Here is an 18,393-nt window from a genome sequence, read left to right as displayed (position 1 = left end):
TTCGTCCTAAACGTACGGATTTTGATCCTGAACGCTATATTTCTACAATCAAAAAACCCTTTTTTCAAGGGTTTTTGATTGTTTTTATTTTGCGTTCAAATTAGAATGCCGTTTTCCATAAACGAAGTACACAGCCAATCCAACCACGAACCAGATCGCAAATGAAATCCATGTAATCGCGGAAAGATTTAAGATCAAGTACACACATAATAGGAATGATAACGCTGGTACAACTGGATATAACGGTGTTTTGAAACCAGTTGTCGGTAGGTCTTTATTTTTACGTAAGAAGAAAATTCCGAGTGAAACCATCGAGAACGCGAACAATGTTCCAATATTGATTAGTTCGGCCAGTTGCGCTAATGGTACCACACCAGACACAAGCCCCATTGCAATCGCAAAAATAAGTGTATTACGAACTGGTGTATTGCGTTTTCCTAACTTAGAGAAGCTTTCTGGCAACAGTCCGTCACGCCCCATCGCGAACAACAAACGTGTTCCGCCATATGACATAACGAGGATAACAGTTGTCATCCCAACAATTGCGCCAAGTGACAAGAGACCTGCGAACCAATTTTGCCCGATTGCTTGAAGTGCAAAAGCTACAGGCGCGCTAATGCCTTCTAGATCAGCGTAAGGAACGATCCCTGTCAACACGCCGGATAGCAAAATGTACAATAACGTACAAATCGCGAGGGAAGCAATAATCCCGATTGGCATGTTGCGTTGCGGATTCTTCACTTCCTCCGATGCCGTCGAAACCGCATCAAAACCGATATAAGCGAAGAATACCATCGATGCTCCCGTGATCACACCGCTAAATCCAAACGGCAAGAACGGTGTCCAATTGTCTGGTTTTACATAGAAAACACCAACGACAATAAATAGGACAACAACGGCAACCTTGATGAGTACCATGATATTGTTGACGCGCGTGGATTCCTTAATGCCAAGACTCAGTAAAATACCTATCACAATAATGATGATAAATGCTAATAAATCGAAATAAGTCCCGTTATCTGGATTGTAAGAACCTGATATCGCTGTTGGCACATGAAGGCTAAACCCGGCCAGCAAGCTTTTCACATAAGCCGCCCAACCACTTGCAACAGCAGCAACAGCAAGTCCGTACTCTAGTAGTAGCGACCATCCTAGTATCCATGCGATCCCTTCGCCGAACACATGGTAACTATATGTATACGCACTACCCGCAATCGGCAATTTAGAAGCAAACTCCGAATAACAAAGTGCCGCCAAACAACAAGCTAATCCTGCAATAATAAATGAAATAATGATTCCTGGCCCTGCTGTAACTGACGCAATTTGTCCCGGTAAAATAAAAATACCTGCCCCAACTACTGCCCCAACGCCTAGCATCGTTAAATCAAATGCACCGAGCGTCTTGTTTAAGTGGTGTTCGCCACTCGTTTCTAAATGAAATTTCTTTTTTCTGAAAAATGAATTATTGTTTTCCATCAAACTCCTCCGTTCCTATACACGATTTTAGCATAATTTTCGGACTACTTCAACCTTAGTCGGAATAAAATTACCCAACTAATTCCTCCAACGCACGATCGAACGCCTCACGAGCGGCAACCGTTTCTTCCAATTCCCGATATTCCTGCAAAATTGCCACGATAGAATCAAAGCTGTTCATTTTATCCCAGCCACACCAGTGTTTCATTTTTCAACCTCCTCATTCTTGCATCTTAATCATCTCGCCTAAATCACGGTATGTCTGCTCACATTCACCAGTCTCATGAAGCCACACATATACTTCTTTCAAAAGTTCCCCCGAATCCCCAATCCGCAAACATAGCAAATCACCTGTCCCATCTTCCGCAATAGCAATAAATGCATCCGATAGACCATTTTCACGTGCTAACTTTGTATTCCGTGCCACATCATCAAATGTTTTTTTCAAATCCCTCGTATCTCTCACAGGATAGAACAGCCACTCACCAAACTCCGGCGCGTTCACCAATTGCACCAACTCTCGATACTCCGAACTAAAACGAATCCCCAACTCATGCTCTAACTTCACCAAATCTGCCAGCATTACGCCTTCCTTTTGCGTCGTACTCATTGCTATATAACGTTCCATATCTATCCCTCCTGTGATTAATTCCTAAATCAACTTAGCAATAAAAGCATTCGTCCCGAAATAAATCCCCGCAAAAACAGTCATCAACGCAAAACCCCAGCCATCCGTCGTAAAATAAACGATTGCCAACAACGTAAACGCAACAAACTGCACAATAACCGCAAACTTCATTTTAAACAGTTTCGTCGGTTCTACTTTTTCTTCACGCAAATACGCTTTCGTTTTCTTCAAAAAAATCAGATCGTCTATTTTCGCAGGCCGTCCAGTCACACAAAAGTAACCTACCATACTCCCATAATATCCAAAAATCAATGTAAAAAAAGCAATGATCGCTAATAAAATAATATCCATATTCCCTGTTCTCCTATTCTCTCTATTAATAATTATTTATTCAAAACAAATCGCGACTTGACCATTCAGAGCCAGCACCACACATTTGCCCTCTTCATCCAATTCAAAAACCGGATAATAATACGATGTCAACAACTTACTCCAAAATCCCTGATTCTGTTTCTTCTCATAGCGCACATTCGGCACGCTACCATAAAATAAATAGGTCACATCCGTTAAAGCCTCATTATGGCATCTCGATAACACCGCTTTCCGCTTCGCCTTTGGAATCGCATCAGAAACAAGCCAACCATTCTGCCTTTGAACCGGAATCTTCTCCTTTTTGAAAAAATCATCCAAGTCTTCTGTCGTAATGACCTGCACCAATTCGTCGTCATAAATGGCATCAATCTCATCACGTGCTCGCGACACCTTCATAATTGACGCGTCAGACAATAACTGCCCAGTCACGTGATTAAACCCCGATGCTGGTGGCAACTTCAAATCCGCAAGTAGTTCATCCGGAATTTCTAGCGCCGTAGCTTCCTCAATTGTTTCAATTAAAGGCGCGCGCTCCCCCGCCATCCGTTTTTTCAGAACCTCAATAAAGTCCTTAGCGGTAGCATCATCCTGCGCACAAACAAGCGCCACACGTTGATAATCCGTCAAAAATAAAGAAACCGCGCCATCTTGCAAGTAATATTCCGACCACCATTCCGCCTTCTTTTTCAGCTGAACCTTATCCAATTTCGGCTGGCATTCCTTCATCAAAAATACCGACATGTGATCCACAACTTTACTCAAATAAAAGCCTTCTATCAAAAAACGCACATCGCTCAAACTCGGAAGTGGCACAAAAATTTGATATCCAAAAAAATGATACGGCGTCCCACGTTCTTTTAGCCCAGCCTCCAAATCCTTATCGGAATCCATAATAATCGTCGCCACATCATTCCCGCAAATCGCCAATAAATCTTCCGTTCCATATTCCCGACCAAAGCTAATCTCATATAACGATTTTGCATTAGGAATCACGTCAAAATCTGATGTATCTGCTAATTTCTCAATTCCCTCTATTTTCCCCATATGCCTCTCCTTTTAAAATATTCTAACCTCCATCATACCCAGTTTTCCAAATATCTTCAATAGTAAAAAAGTTTTCCTACGCGCAAGTAGGGTAGACAACACTATACGCTCAATTACTATGAAGGAGGACGAACACATGTCAAGAATCAAAGCAAGTACAGCTCTCGTGAACACGCTAAAAAACTGGGATATCGATCATGTCTACGGGATTCCGGGTGACTCGATCGATACGATTGTCGATGCGCTCCGTGCCGAGCAGGAAGCCATTCAGTTCATCCACGTTCGCCATGAAGAAGTCGCCACACTCGCCGCTTCCTCTTACAGCAAACTTACCGGAAAAATCGGAGTGGCCCTGTCAATCGGTGGCCCCGGCGCGATTCACATGCTAAACGGTATGTACGATGCCAAAATGGATAACGTGCCGATGCTCGTTCTAGCCGGCCAAGTCCCAACCAGCGTCGCCAACACGAAATATTTCCAAGAAGTCGACCTGCCAACTTTATTCGCGGATGTCGCCGTTTTCAATAAACAAATCGAAAGCGCGGAAACCTTGCCAGACATCGTGGACGAAGCCATTCGCACCGCTTACGAGAAAAAAGGAGTCGCCGTTTTAACGATTCCAAACAACATTCCACTGACAGAAATCAAAAATACCGTCAAGCCAAAACGGGAAGTTTACGAGCAAATCAAACCGGAAATCGCGACAGAAACCATCGCTCGGGCAGCAGAGCTTATCAACTCCGCGAAAAATCCGATTATCCTAGCAGGCATCGGCACCAAAAACGCCAAAGAAACGCTCGTCCAATTTTCCGAGCACACAAAAACGCCCGTCATCATCTCCCTGCCAGCCAAAGGAGTCATGCCAGACTCGCATCCGAATTTCCTCGGTAACCTTGGCAAAATCGGCACAAAACCAGCTTATGAAGCGATGCAGGAAGCGGATTTACTGCTCATGATTGGCAATGATTATCCGTATACAGACTATTTGCCGCAACATGACGTCACATGCATTCAAATCGATATCGATCCATCCAAAATTGGCCATCGTTTTCCAGCAACGGTCGGCATTGTCGGCGACGCCAAAGAAGCACTTACCGCTCTAATCGAAACGACAGATTACATAGCGAAGCGCGAATTTCTCGAAGCCTCTCAGGAAAACATGGCTAACTGGTGGAAATGGCTCCGCGAAGATCAAGCGAAAACCGGCACTCCAATCGCACCAGAAGCCGTGATGGCAAGCATTCAAAAAATCGCCGAGAAAGACGCAATCTTCTCTATCGATGTCGGCACGTCAACAGTTTGGAGTACGCGTTATTTACAACTCGATCACCAGAACGATTTTCTCATCTCCGCTTGGCTTGGAACGATGGGTTGCGCACTACCAGGAGCTATCGCCGCAAAATATGCCTTCCCCAATCGCCAAGTCATCGCGCTTGCAGGAGACGGTGGTTTTTCGATGGTGATGCAAGATTTTGTCACAGCCGTGCATTACAAACTCCCAATGATTATCGTCGTGCTGAACAACAAGGAGCTTTCCTTCATCAAATACGAGCAACAATCCGCCGGCGAGCTGAATTATGCGATTGACCTGCCCGATATCAATTACGCCGATTTTGCCGAAAGTTGCGGTGGACTTGGGTTCCGCGTAGAAGCATTCGAAGACCTCGAAATTGCCTTCGAAGCCGCCCGTACCGCCAAACGTCCAGTAATTATCGACGTGGTAGTAGATAGCAACGCCGCACCACTTCCCGGAAAAATCGTGATGGACGAAGCACTCGGATACACAAAATTCGAAATCCGCTCCGTCCTAGAAGATCACCGTTTCAGCAAGATGCCATCACTAAAAACCATCATTCGTCGGTTCTTTTAGAAAGAGGCATAATCTTCGTCTACCCATATTAATTGGGTAGGCGATTTTGTCATGTTTAGAGGTCTGTCCCAACGCTCTATTTTCATTCTAAAAGGGGTATCACCAGAATTTCCGATCAATTCGGGTATTACGCAATGTTCTGGCTATAATGATTGGAATATCTTATGAATCGAGTTTCTTCCAAATATAATATTGGCTACAATTTATTTAACACCCTAATTTTACAATGGAACTTGGCATTTAGCAATCACTTGAAAGTGTCTGATAAGGGTAAACCCTTATCAGACATTTACTTTTTGTTCAGACAACAAAAAACCACCGCGGAAAAGGGAGTAACCGCGACGGTCAAAAAAGGAGTTCATATATCCATGCTTTGGGAGAAGTATGAATATGCTTGTTGTTAGCTTATGTTTACATATTACATCGTAAAGAAAAAAATATGCTGTGATCCAGATTAGAATTTAATGACAAACATTTTCATTTCCCATGTTTAGTTACCACAGTCAACGAGATCTTTTATTATAGACTAATGGAGGTGCAACCCACCATGGAAATTACACCCTTCGGAACTTGCTAATACGTTTGCTTAAAATTTTCTTCTCCAGAGCCACATCCCACTAACGAAACAGAAAACGCCTAGGAATAGGTGTGCCATCGGTACACCGGAAGCATCCCCTGTTACTGGAAGTCGGGCTCCGATTACTTGTTGAACAGCATCACTTCCTGCCTCCTGTATACTCGTGGCAGGTAGACTCACACCTTGCTTGAGGATGGTCGCTGCTACTGGCGTAGCCGGTTTTTCATGCAACGGCACGGCTTCTGGTGTAGGTCTAGGGGGGCTTTCTTCTTGCCCATCTTTCTTCGGTTCTACTTCTTTTCCTTGGGCGCTATAGACCACCCGAAGCGTTGTCACACCTTCTCCGTATGTTCCTTTTGCCTCCGGTGTTTTCGCTAGACGATAACCTGGAATCGTCGGAAATGTCAACGTATAGCCTTCTCCCATTTTACCCTCATATCTATCTGTCGCGCGTAGCGCCTTTCCATCGACATCGACATACTGCACGTCCACGATTCCTTTTGTTGCTTGTTCTGAAACATACACAAGCGTGATTTTTTGCGGTTCTACTGTATACTGACCTGTTGAGGTTGGCGCTTCCTTCACTTGATACCCAGCAATCGTTGGCCATACCAGTTCATACGCTTCTCCAATTTTACCCTCATATCTATCTGGCGCACGTAGCGCCTTTCCGTCGCTATCGACATACTGCACGTCCACGATTCCTTTTGTTGCTTGTTCTGGAACATACACAAGCGTGATTTTTTGCGGTTCTACTGTATACTGACCTGTTGAGGTTAGCGCTTCCTTCACCTGATACCCAGCAATCGTTGGCCATACCAGTTCATACGCTTCTCCTACATTTCCTGTATAGACATCACTCATGCGTACTGTTTTTCCTTCTGCATCGACATAATGCACATGGACACTTCCTGTTTCGATTTTTTTATAGACAAAACGTACCGTCTGCGGTTGATCACGAAACACACCTGTCGCATTGGATGGCTCCGCCACTAAGGTATACCCATCCAATGCCTTCGCAACGGCTTCATAAGGAAACTCCTGCATCCCTTGCAAGACAATGGGGTCCGCCAACACATCCCCTGTTTCGGTTTCATACTGCACGGTAACTGGTTGACCGGCTACTTGGGGTTTTACTTCTTGATTAATGGACATACCAAACCTCTGATATTGGGTTTTCCCTGGATTTCCTTTACTAATAGTACCCATCCCAATTTTATTCCAAGTCACCACGCCATTTTCGAAAGTTCCTATATCATCTCCATTTTTAAAGTCCATCCATAAGTCTGCACTAGATAGGGGGTTGCCAAACCTATCTCGTATATTTACGACCGTAGGTTTTCCTATCACTGTTGGCGGCAAAGTGATGGTGGTACTCATCGAATAAATGGTATCCTCTCGCTGAAATAATGGTAAATCTTTTAGTGTCCATGCATCGTCAAAATAACCGTCAAGGGTTAGCCCTTTTAGATGCGTTAAGTTTCGGAGTGGTGCAATACTTGTCACACTCGTTTTATTTAACTGCAACTGTTCTAATTTCGTTAAATTAGCTAATGGCGATAGATCCGTAATCCCTATGTTCGACCACAAGAACAAATACTCTAGATTCGTTAAACCACGTAAGGGGGATAAATCTGTCACACCCGTCACATCCCCCAACGATAGTTCCCTTAGTTTTTTTAATGGGGCTAAATAGGAAAGGTCATCCATATCCACACCCGTATAACCAGAATAAAAACGAAAGACCTCCAAATTGCGCAAGTACTGCATCCCTTCCGTGTCAAATGTATAGTTAATAGAGTCCTCATATTTAACACGGCTAGTAATCGCACGATCAAAATCTGCTTGTGTTACAATCTGCTTCCCGTATTTTATTCCATTCTTGGCGTAGTCCGCTTCGGTCGTCTGCATAATTTCTGCACCAAATGCTGCCCGTGTAAACATATCTGGCATGACCTCTTCGAATGTTTTCCCTACGGGAAAAACAGGCCCATCTTCTGCCTGTGCTGTTTTCGGTAACCAGATGGTGCTGCCGATGACTAGCACACATAAAAATAATTTAAACCAACTCGATTTACTCCTTTGCTTGTACATATTCATACTCCTTTATCGTTTGTATTGGGGTGGTAGAAATCGGGACGATTAATCGTTCCCGCACCACGTTTCCATCCGAAGCGACTACTTCCACCACTTGTTTGGGATTGGTTATCAGGCCTTGCGCCGAGATGAGATAGGGACGATTCGGGTCAGTGGTCTGCAACGCACCACTTTTCTTCGCGACCCCGTCCACATAGAGCACCACTTTCGTCACCCCTCGTGGGAATTGTCCCCGTACATAGGCATCGCCTACGACATAAGGCTCCACCGTCAAAGGATCTTCGACACGGACTTTCACACGGTGTAGAATCTCCGAACTTCCACGTACCATCACCAGCTCCACGTCTTGAATCGCCGTGTCAATCAATCCTTTGGCACTAATCCGATAGCTGCCTGTGCTCGCATCTAATGCCCCGCTTTTCTTCGCGACCCCATTCACATACAGCACCACCTTCGTAGCTGCTGGGTCGTAAAGTCCGACAATATCTTGACTATCCAATGGATAAGGTGAAACGGTAAGCCGGTAAGATGGGATCAATAGCTGTTGCGTGACCGCATACTGATACAAGGGATTGGCATGTTTATTCCGTGCCACTAGGAGAAGCGGCGATGCCCCGAGCGCTGCTCCGTCCACACCAGTCACTTGAAAATTCCCTGATGCATCCACGTTTGCCGTGGCGATGGGTACTCGCTTGCTGGTATCAAGCTCCGCCATATCCGCAATCGGTGCGGCATAAATATCCACGCGTGCGATATCCATACCCGCCTTTCCTTCCACGGTACCAAACGACGGCAACCATTGCACCTGTGTGACGCCATAAGCCGACGCAACACGTGTCAGCGTCGTCACACCTTCTCCGATCGTGTCTTGGAACAGATTCGTTTCGCCACCACTATAACGATTATTCGACCGCTCTCCAAATTTCGTATCGCCAATGATGGACGGATTCCAGCTCGCAGCGACATTCCGTTCTATCCGGCTCGTCCGATCTTTGACGCTTGGCATCGCCGTATCTGTATGCGCATTATGCATCTCACGAAACGCAATCGGTGAAAATACATCGCGCAAACTAGGGACGGCTTTCGCTTTCCCTCCGGTGGCTGTTTCCAAATACCCAATGGCACCAAATTGATTGTCCGTGATGACAAACCCCATATTACTAGACGTCAAACTAATGCCTGCGACTTGTACCGAATGCGGTCGCTCCAATCCAATTTTATTCTGTTCGATCGTCAGCTGTCGTGTTAGCTTGATCGCAATCCCACCAAAAAAGAGCGTATCGACTTCTCTCGGATAAATAGCGTCGATGGTATTATAAGCAATGAGGGTATCTTCTGTATACCCTTTATTGGTCTCTATTTTTGGCAATACGTTTCCTACGCTATCAAATAGAGGTGTACCATCGGTGGTTCCCCACACAACAATACCCGCTTGCGACGTTGGCGTATGGGATACCCAAGCTTCCCGATCTTGTAGTTGATTGATGCGATTGTGCGTAATCCGCACCTGTTGCGACGGGAAAAAATAGCGTTGGCTATATTCTTGGCCACCAATCACAATGGCACGATCCGCACCAATGACCACATTCTCCCGAATGGTATAGTTTTGAACCGAATGCCCATCAATCCCTTCCCAATAGGGATTTTCTAACACCACATTTTTTTCTACGGTGATATCCTCACTGAGCGGAAACCGTAATTGATCTCTTACAATGACAGATTGTTCCCCTGAATAACCGCTAACCTTTCGCATTGAAGCCGCAATACCATAAAAGTGCGCACGGACGGAGTCGCCTTTGTCGTGACCTAATTTTCTAACCAATGTTTGATGCATACGCACATTCTTTCCAGAGTAAACCATAATCCCATCATGCCCCATGTTATCGACGGCCATTGGATGATATCTTGGCGTTGGCGCCTCTGTCCCTTCTATCGTGACATCATAGACTAAGTCCGCCATAATGCCTGTTCCATTAAAATTTTCAATCTGTACATCTTGGATAAGAATATCATGTTGATACTGGGATAAGGGAGGCGGAACAATCCCCTCTGGTTCATACTGTCCATGTAGCGTAATCCCATTTTGATAGTACAAATCGGATGGTGATTTATCTGTCAGAGTTCGTTGTCCATCTAATCGTAGTTGTTTAATGGTTGTATAGTTATACAAACGAACTAGTGAATCATACTGGAAGTTCCGGTCTTCTAGCTTTTTTTCGAAATACTTTGGTTGACGTATGAGCGTTGTTGTCGTGTTCTCCCCTTGTACGGTAATCCCTTCTAAAACCTTGATTTGGCGCATCATCTGCCACGTTCCTTTTGGGATAATCAAGGTTCCTTTGTGCTGGCTCGAATTACTTGGTAACTGATTCAATACGGCTATTGCTTGTTCTATCGATTGTGAATTAGACATTTCAATATTACCGTTATCAGCGCTACTGGGTGTCAAGAAAAATGCACTTCCAATAATCTCTTGTCCATCCGCATTCAACAGCACTAAGGGGGTTCCCTCTGGTGTACTGCTTGCCGCTCGTATACCAACAGGTGGGTCTAGCTTTTCGCCACGCACCTCTTGTGTGACAAACACACTAAAGGGCGCACTACTCGTATTTCCCCCGCCATACCATGCTTTATTGGTGCCAGGTGTCGTCCAATAAAAACTAGTTTCCCCTAATGGTTCCAGGTTCCCTGTAAAACCAACAGGGGACAACGGCTGGCCATTCTCATCCCAAATCGACATCCATTGGTTTTCTCCCGTTGTTGTCGCTTCCTTTGTGACTGCTTGCGATAAGGCCTGAAAACCAGGCGTCTTCACGACGGCTAAATCCCTTAAAGCACGCAAATCCATGACTTTATTCCCGGAGATGTTTAACACGGTGAGGGATGCCAAACCTGCTAATGGCGCTACATCTTCGATCTCATTGCCTACTAGGTTCACTTCTTCCAATTGTGGTAAGTCGCGCAACCTATCAATGGTTGTGATGTTTTCATTTTTCAAGGACAGCACCCGTAGCTGCTTTAATGTTTCTATTCCTTGTAAAGAATTGATTTTGCCGGTTTGATCGCCTTCTAAATAGAGCGACTCTAATGCTGGCAAATGTTCGATCCCTGTTAGATTCTGGATGCGAAGGCCACGTGTGTAGTCTGTGACCGTTTTTACGTGTGCCAATTCTTCCTCTGTTACCGAGCGATTTAAATCCATCTCTTCTTCCTCTTCGATTTCTGGATGAATCGTGCGATAGACCTCCTGCGCTAACGTGATGTCCGGAAACAAAGTACGATAGCTTTCCAACGTGCTCGCATGTACCTGTGTCTCTCCTTTGATGTCCCAACAACCAATGCCTAGCAGTATGTACAGCCACAGAAGTAATCCCTTTTTTTTAAACATGTTCTTTCTCCCCTTTTTCCTATCAAATGTCTCGTCATTGTTTAGCATACCATGTTGAAATGACCGTCCATGTCTACTATTTTTCGTTTCTCCCCTTTTTTTGTTACCATTTTGTGAACAAATAGCCTCCCATTCACGTTCATCCAGGCGAGCCACCTAGATTCCTTCACTTATTATAGCGGAAGCATTTATAAAAAAGAACCGCTTTCTTTTAAGATTTATGACTTACAAATGGCATGATCTTCCCCTCCCATATGCTTGCAATCAGACGGCATGGTGCTGGGTGACTGGGGTATACTCGAATCAAGTCATTGAGGCACTTTCATTATGTATACAAAATAAGACGAAATGGTGTCTTTGTTTACATGGATAGAAGGGATGATGGAAAGAAATTTTAAGAAGCGTACGTCCCATATTGCGGTAGAACCATTAACTTCGAGTAAATGGGACACGCTAGCGTTTTCAAACACTAGGAGAAGAACAGCAAGTGATGATTTGCCTCCTTCCATCATTCCGCTATAATGAAAAGGAACTTCGTTCATCGCGTAATATTCAGAATATTACGCGATGTCCTATTTACTCGGAGATGCTGGTTCTCCCTCTAAAAACGGGCAACCATTTTCCTCAATATACGCCACCAGCTCCGCGCCAACGACCGTCACTGTATTCCGCCACGGATGGCCGAGCCACGCCAAACTCATGTCCATATTTAGAAAGAAATAATAGTCACCGTCCGGCAAATACGGAACGCACCACTCGCCAAATTCCCCACGCGGATATTCAGTATTCACAAGAAAACGATAATAGTCATGATACGAATCCAGCGCATACATCTCCTCCCCGAAAAACCGTAAAAACAGCTCTTTCGTCCATTTCTCCCCGTCAAAATACGCTTGTTCCAAATCATCATTTTCCGTATATGTACGCTTAACCGCCATCTTATATTCCTTAAAAACCACATTCGAATCTCGCGGTTCAATCCCCTTCGCAAAAATCGAACACAACGGCTGAAAGTTATATCGCGCATGAAACTTCTCATCCACCGCGCGCCAATGCTCTATTTCATACCATTCCATCATCCGAACACGCTAGTCACAATCACACTTGCTGCAATCAAAATCACCGCGCTGGCAAAAAGACTCCCGAAAATATAATGTTTCGCCTTCCAATTAGATACCGAAACAAATAAGAAACAAACACCGAGCACGATTTGAATCCAAACCGGAAATGCCAGCCCAGCCTTCGTTTGCACCATATAGTAAATAATATTAACCAAAATCACCGCGTAAATCAGACCCACGACGCCAACTATAATTTTTCCAGCACTCATTTTTAACTCTCCCAACATAAAAAGCCTTTTACCTCACAGTATACATGAGATAAAAGACTTTTCCAAGGCTATTGAAAACTATGCCCTATGCGTTCCTACCAAACCTCAGCGTGGCGACAGATGCTTAGTTTCTAGGCAAAAGCGAGTACCAGCGTGGAACATACTAGGGTACGTGAGCACTGGAACGGAGCTTTTAACGACGAAAATGAGCGTTTGTCGCCACGCTGGGCTTTTCCAATCTTATTTTATTAGTGGCCCCCAGTTGTTAGTAGTAAAGGCGCGCACGGTCAGTTTTGCGTTTGCGTCAAGTTTTGTTCCTGCTTCGTATTTCGTTGCTGTACTTGAAACAACGCCATTTGCGCCCATTGGATCGCTGCCATCTGTTGTATAGTAAACATCGGTTCCGGCGTTAGGATTTTCTAAAACCACACCCGCATCGTTTGCCACGATTTTCACGGCTTGCAACGTATGCGCCATGCCGTATTTCGCCCACATTTCGAGCGAATATTTCACACGATCTGCGGTTTGGTTCTGCACTTTAACTTGAACATTCAACCAGTCTTTATACATCGTGTTTCTCGCGCCCATGTATGCTGCATCGAGTTTGTAGGCCGCGTCGATTTCTTTCTGGTTATCCGCGATGAGCTGCTTCACATTCGCTACGGACAGCGGAGCTCCTGCTGCACCCGCGAACTCACCACTCGCTGGACCAATTTGTGCTAAAACTTGATCTTTAACGAGCGTTTTGAATTCCAAATTTCCGGCCGTTGCTGTTTGGCTATCTCCAGAGAAATTCCCGAAGAAATCACCAGCACCACGTCTTGACGTCACATCGAGCCACTTGAAGCGATACGTTCCACCGCCTCCAGCTAGCGCCGAATAACTCGTTCCAGTACCACCATTATTGTAAAAAGCACCGTCCGTGTCATTAATATTGAACTTCATTTTCACGCCATTTCCATTCAAAATATCATTCGAAACAACCGCATCCACTTCACGCTCTGTATCCACGAACATGAATAGAATCTGCATTTTAATCATATCTTCCACATCGACATAATGCTTAAATTCTTGGAAATTTTTCGCTGCGGCAACGGCTTTTACTTTCGTCAAAATGTTCGTGTCACCATCGCCAGCTTCGACAATTCCCGGTACAAAATAGCCATCTTGGAAACGAATTTTAGTATAATCATCATCGCTGCCACCGAAATATTCTTCAAACATATTTTGACCAAAATCTTCACGCATCGTTTTCACGCCCATGTATTTTCCGTTGTAGAAATAATGCACGTATCTTGCGTGTAGTGAAATCTTGTTCATTTGTTGCGCCAACGTGTTCGTTACTTTTTCGTCGTAACGATTGTAGCCAAGATTGTAGATATCATTTTGCGGGCCGTCTTGGCCTTCTTTTAATTCTAACTTGCTGAATTTGCCTACGACTGGGAAGGCTTCGCCCGGCGTTGCGTCAAAGAAGTTGTATTTTGCTTTTTTCGCGTTATAGTCACGGTGGAACTTCACTGCTACTCCCGAATTGTATTGCCCAGAACTGACTTGTCCGAATTTTTTCCCGCCTGTATAGCTGACGTAGTTGGTTCCACCTTTATTCATATGCGTGTCTAAATACTCGAAAGTTCCTGGTACGTAAGTCGTCGCGTTCAGATTCGCCGTGTTACCTGTCTCGGAAACAATCGGGAAATCATCTATTGCTTCGGCATATTCATCGCTCGTTATCGTGTTTTTAAACTGCCATTGATACCCAGATGTCACTTCATTTTTGTAGTTGTCGCGCAGAACGTAGGTGCTTGAAATCACGCCTGTATTGCCATCCGCGTCATAGGCGTACACTTTAACAACGGCTGTTTTGCTAATCGTGATTGGTCCTGTGTAGACCGTTCCTTTTGTCGCGCTCGGATCCGTGATGCCATCCAGCGTATATTTGATGGTTGTTCCCGCTTTAGAAGACAGACTCAATTCAAAACCGGTATCGTAAACGCCGCGTTCCTTGCTGAATTGCACGGCATAATTTTCTTGCCCATCGTTGTTCGTTTTCGCGAATGTTTCAGAGCTGAATACAGTCAAATTCTTACTGGCATCCGGCTTGCGTCCGAATGTTTGATTGTACGCTTGCTTCGTATACTTAATCGAATCCACCGTTTTCATTGTGGCGCCAACTTTTGCGGATAAAATAACATCCCCACTCCCACCGATTTCAAAATTCAGGTGGTTATTTCCAAGCTCGGTCGCCTTATCAGAATACAGAATCCGGTAGCCTTTTGCAGGGATAAGGAAGTTGGAAAACTCGAATTTGTCGAGTGTCTTCGCTTTGTCGGTCAAGTACATTCCTTTATCCAAAATAACCGGTACATCGTTGTCGTTGTAAAGCTCGATCCATGCTGCTTTGGAGCTCGCGGTACCCTCTGATGATAGCTCGTTGATGTAGACGTTTTGAATTTTGTCAGGTGTCGTGAGTGCGCCGTCGATGCCTGGACCTTTGCCGTTGTTTTTATATTTCACAATCAGTTTCGCCGCTTGGGGATAGCCGTTTTGGTACACACTTCCGATATAATTATCGCCGTCGATACGGAATGCCATCGCTTGGCCATTTTTCCAGCCTGCTAAACGATTTTCGTCGATGATATTTTTCAAGTTAGCCGTACGAACGATTTGATTGCTCGCCGTGAAAGCTGGCTGACTATATTTCACTGCCAAATTGGTGTAGTTACGCGCGGTGATGTTGCCTGCTACCGCTTTGTATGTTTCAGGATTGCCAAGTTCAGAACGGATTTCCATGTTAGAACTCACTTTTGCGGCGTTGGTGTTGTAGGTCGTGAACTCCATGTAAGCATCTTCAATCTCGGCAGTTTCTGGGATCGCGACGTTGGTAAATCGCAGAGCTGCGGTGTTTTTGTACGCCGGAATCAGATTGGTGGAGTAGTAGCCGCCAATTTCTAGAACAGAGCCTAAATCGATGGCTTTTGCCGTGCCGTATTCTTCTGCGTCATCGGAAGCCGCCGCGACTTTTCCAGTAAAATCACCATATCCCGAGTAATATTCGACGACCAATTTTGGCGCCATTGCAGCGTTTGATTCGTACGCACGAGCAAGATAAGAGCCCGTTTTATCCCCGTCGATTTTGAAAACGAGATTCGTCACGTCCGGATTTCCTGCACGCATTTCGTCGATTACTGGTGCTAAATCTTCGGTGTTTACGAGTTCATTCACCGCTACTTTGGCAGGAGTCGTTGTTTTCACTGTGCTATTTGTTAGTTGGCGATTCGTGAAGGTTGTGACTGCAGAACTGAACGCGCTACCGTTTCCAACTTCTCCTGAAATCGTCAAATTCGTTGGCGTGCTAGATGCATCGCGTGTGGTGAATGTGATATATGCTTTGCTAATCACGGCATCCGCTGGAAATGCCACATCGGTAAAACGCACAAAAGTGGCTTGCGGTACCGCGCCAACGAGACCGTGCAAATCTAGACCCGTGCTTGTTAAATTGACGGCTGTCGCGCTAACCTCGGCGTCATCCGTGCCAGTTTTGACGCTAAATTCTTTTTTAGCTAGCGGTATGTTTTCCGCATCCTCTCGAATCGAGTAGACATAAGTTTGGACGCCGCTATTTTGTTTCGCATTGTACGCGTAAGCTTTAACGGTCATCGTTTTGTCAATCGTAATTGGGCCTGTGTATAAAATACCATTCGTTTCGCTTGGCGTCGTGCCATCGAGTGTATATTTAATCGTGTTGACGCTATCGGATTTCATCGTTAAATCAAAGCCAGTTTTATACATCCCTGGTTTTTGGTTTAGCGCAATCGCCACAATTGGTTTCGCGTCGTTATTCGTGCTTTCATACGTTCCTGGTTTATAAGAAACAATATTAGATTCCCCGTCATTGAAGCGTCCCATTGTTTCGCCAAACGCCATCTTTTTCACGTCGAACGTATCTATTTTGTGGAAGCTATCGTCATATTTTGTTGCTAAATAAAGCGTGGTTTCGTGATCGCCTAATGTGAAGTTTGCCGTCCCGTCCGCTTTCACAATTCGGTAACCTTTTGCAGGGATATAGAGGTTTTTCAACTCTGATTTCCCTAAAGCACTCGCTTCATCGGATATAAAAACATCTTTTTCAAAAAAGACTGGCACATCATTGTTGTTAAAAACCTCAATCCAGCCATCTTTCTGAGCGTCCGTGCCCATGCTTGCTACTTCGTTGATAAAAATATTTTTGAGCTGTGCTGGGTCTTTTTCGACATTTTCCCCAACCGCGTCATTTTCACTATACGTGTATTTGATGACTAATTTCGGTTGGTATGCTACGGCTGAACCACCTTGATAAACGCTACCAATAAAGTTATCACCGTTGACTTTAAACGCGAGAGCATTGCCATTTTGCCAGCCCATTAAGCGCGTTTCGTCGATGATGCTTTTGAGGTTTGGCGTTCGGATGGATTGGCCAGTTGTCGTGAAGGAAGCTTGTTCATATTTCACAGTCGAACTCGTGTAGTTACGGCTGCTTATGTTTCCTGCTACGCTCGTGTAAGCCGTGGGATTGCCGAGTTCTGACACAATGGACATATTGGAAACACGATTTGCAGTGGTGCCGTAAGTCGTGAATTCTAGATAAGCGTCGTCAATTTTTGCATTTTCCGGCAACGCTACATTCGCAAAACGGAAAGCGGAGGTATCTTTGTAGGCCGGTGTTAACGTGGCTGAATAATACCCGCCTATTTCCATCGCCGAGTTCAGATCCATCGTTTTATTTATGCCGTATTCTTCTGCGTCATCCGATGTGCTCGCGATATTGGCTTTGTACTCGCCAGATGCAGATGTATATTCAAACACGAGTTTTGGCGCCATCGCTGCGTTTGACTCGTAAGAACGCATCACAAATGACCCTAATCCGCTCCCAGTTACTTTGAACACGTAGTCTTTGATGTCTGCTGTATTCGCGCGCATTTCGTTCACAATAGAAGACACGTCATTCGTATTGAAAACTGTGTTGACCGCTACGACCGGCGTTATCATTTTCACAGCAGTTTCTGTAAATTGGCGGCTTGTAAAAGAGGCTACCGTACTTGCAAATGCAGCCTGCGTACCAAGTTCCCCTGTGATGCTAATAGTCGTCGCGTTCGCTGCCGCCGATGCATCGCGTGTGGTGAATGAAATATACGCCTTTGAAATTTTCGCATCACTCGGTAAAACGACATCGGCAAATCGTAAGTAAGTGGCTTGTGTTGCTCCAGCTAAACCGTGTAAATCCAGCCCTGTGCTCGTTAAATTGACTGCTGTACTCGTAACTTCTGCGTCATCTATTCCCTTTTGTATTGGATATTCTGTTTTATGGCTAAACGTTTTTTCAATTGCTTGTTCTGTTTTTGTAGCTACTTCCGTTTCCGCCGATGTTGCGATGTTCCCAATCGAACTCGGCACCATCAAAGCAACGATCATCGCCGCCGATAAAATTTTCAAACCAAACTTTTCTCTCTTTTTCATGGTTAAATTCACAACTATTTATACATAAGTTTTCATGCAAAATAGTCATATCCTCCTTTTTGATTGTGATATAGTATACATTTATCCGCACTAGTGTTGCATACTTATTTTGCGTAAA

11 protein-coding genes are annotated in these 18,393 nt (G+C 44.8%); 1 reads left to right on the top strand and 10 read right to left on the bottom strand.

Features of this window, described 5'->3' with window-relative positions; genetic code table 11:
• Positions 1 to 84: 84 nt before the first annotated feature.
• From EP58_RS05065 to EP58_RS05050, 5 genes are all read right to left on the bottom strand, one after another.
• Positions 85 to 1,476: a branched-chain amino acid transporter BcaP gene (locus tag EP58_RS05065; RefSeq protein WP_036090887.1), complete on the bottom strand. Its 1,392-nt coding sequence runs from the start codon at positions 1,474 to 1,476 to the stop codon at positions 85 to 87.
• A 70-nt stretch (positions 1,477 to 1,546) separates the two neighbouring features.
• A complete protein-coding gene (locus EP58_RS17480; RefSeq protein WP_159106210.1) occupies positions 1,547 to 1,684 on the bottom strand; it encodes a hypothetical protein in 138 nt (45 codons plus the stop codon).
• Between the two features lie 12 nt (positions 1,685 to 1,696).
• Entirely contained in the window at positions 1,697 to 2,104 is a 408-nt protein-coding gene (locus EP58_RS05060) for an SMI1/KNR4 family protein (RefSeq protein WP_036090885.1), read from the bottom strand.
• A 24-nt stretch (positions 2,105 to 2,128) separates the two neighbouring features.
• A complete protein-coding gene (locus tag EP58_RS05055; protein WP_036090881.1) occupies positions 2,129 to 2,455 on the bottom strand; it encodes a hypothetical protein in 327 nt (108 codons plus the stop codon).
• 36 nt (positions 2,456 to 2,491) lie between these two features.
• Positions 2,492 to 3,520, bottom strand: coding sequence for a hypothetical protein (locus tag EP58_RS05050; protein ID WP_036090878.1), 1,029 nt, complete (start codon positions 3,518 to 3,520; stop codon positions 2,492 to 2,494).
• Positions 3,521 to 3,656: 136 nt separating this feature from the next.
• Between EP58_RS05050 and EP58_RS05045 the strand changes: the two genes are divergently transcribed.
• Entirely contained in the window at positions 3,657 to 5,390 is a 1,734-nt protein-coding gene (locus EP58_RS05045; protein ID WP_036090874.1) for a pyruvate oxidase, read from the top strand.
• Positions 5,391 to 5,976: 586 nt separating this feature from the next.
• On the opposite strand, the gene EP58_RS05040 is transcribed toward EP58_RS05045, so the two are convergent.
• From EP58_RS05040 to EP58_RS05020, 5 genes are all read right to left on the bottom strand, one after another.
• Complete coding sequence (locus tag EP58_RS05040; protein WP_036090873.1) at positions 5,977 to 8,061, bottom strand: MucBP domain-containing protein; 2,085 nt, start codon at positions 8,059 to 8,061, stop codon at positions 5,977 to 5,979.
• Positions 8,042 to 11,452, bottom strand: coding sequence for a leucine-rich repeat domain-containing protein (locus EP58_RS05035; RefSeq protein ID WP_036090871.1), 3,411 nt, complete (start codon positions 11,450 to 11,452; stop codon positions 8,042 to 8,044). The genes EP58_RS05040 and EP58_RS05035 overlap by 20 nt, the downstream gene beginning before the upstream one ends.
• A gap of 572 nt (positions 11,453 to 12,024) precedes the next feature.
• The gene (locus EP58_RS16905) at positions 12,025 to 12,531 is read right to left on the bottom strand and encodes a DUF2716 domain-containing protein (RefSeq protein ID WP_052171348.1); all 507 of its coding nucleotides are present in this window, start codon (positions 12,529 to 12,531) and stop codon (positions 12,025 to 12,027) included.
• A complete protein-coding gene (locus EP58_RS05025) occupies positions 12,528 to 12,782 on the bottom strand; it encodes a hypothetical protein (RefSeq protein ID WP_036090869.1) in 255 nt (84 codons plus the stop codon). The genes EP58_RS16905 and EP58_RS05025 overlap by 4 nt, the downstream gene beginning before the upstream one ends.
• Positions 12,783 to 13,022: 240 nt before the next feature.
• Positions 13,023 to 18,275: an FN3 associated domain-containing protein gene (locus tag EP58_RS05020; protein WP_036090866.1), complete on the bottom strand. Its 5,253-nt coding sequence runs from the start codon at positions 18,273 to 18,275 to the stop codon at positions 13,023 to 13,025.
• Between the last annotated feature and the right edge of the window lie 118 nt (positions 18,276 to 18,393).

Origin of the sequence: Paenilisteria newyorkensis, from assembly GCF_000766145.1 — a bacterium.
GTDB classification, from domain to species: domain Bacteria; phylum Bacillota; class Bacilli; order Lactobacillales; family Listeriaceae; genus Listeria_A; species Listeria_A newyorkensis.
The sequence above is the reverse complement of the archived record's forward strand: the minus strand, read 5'-3'. Positions and strand labels throughout refer to the sequence as shown.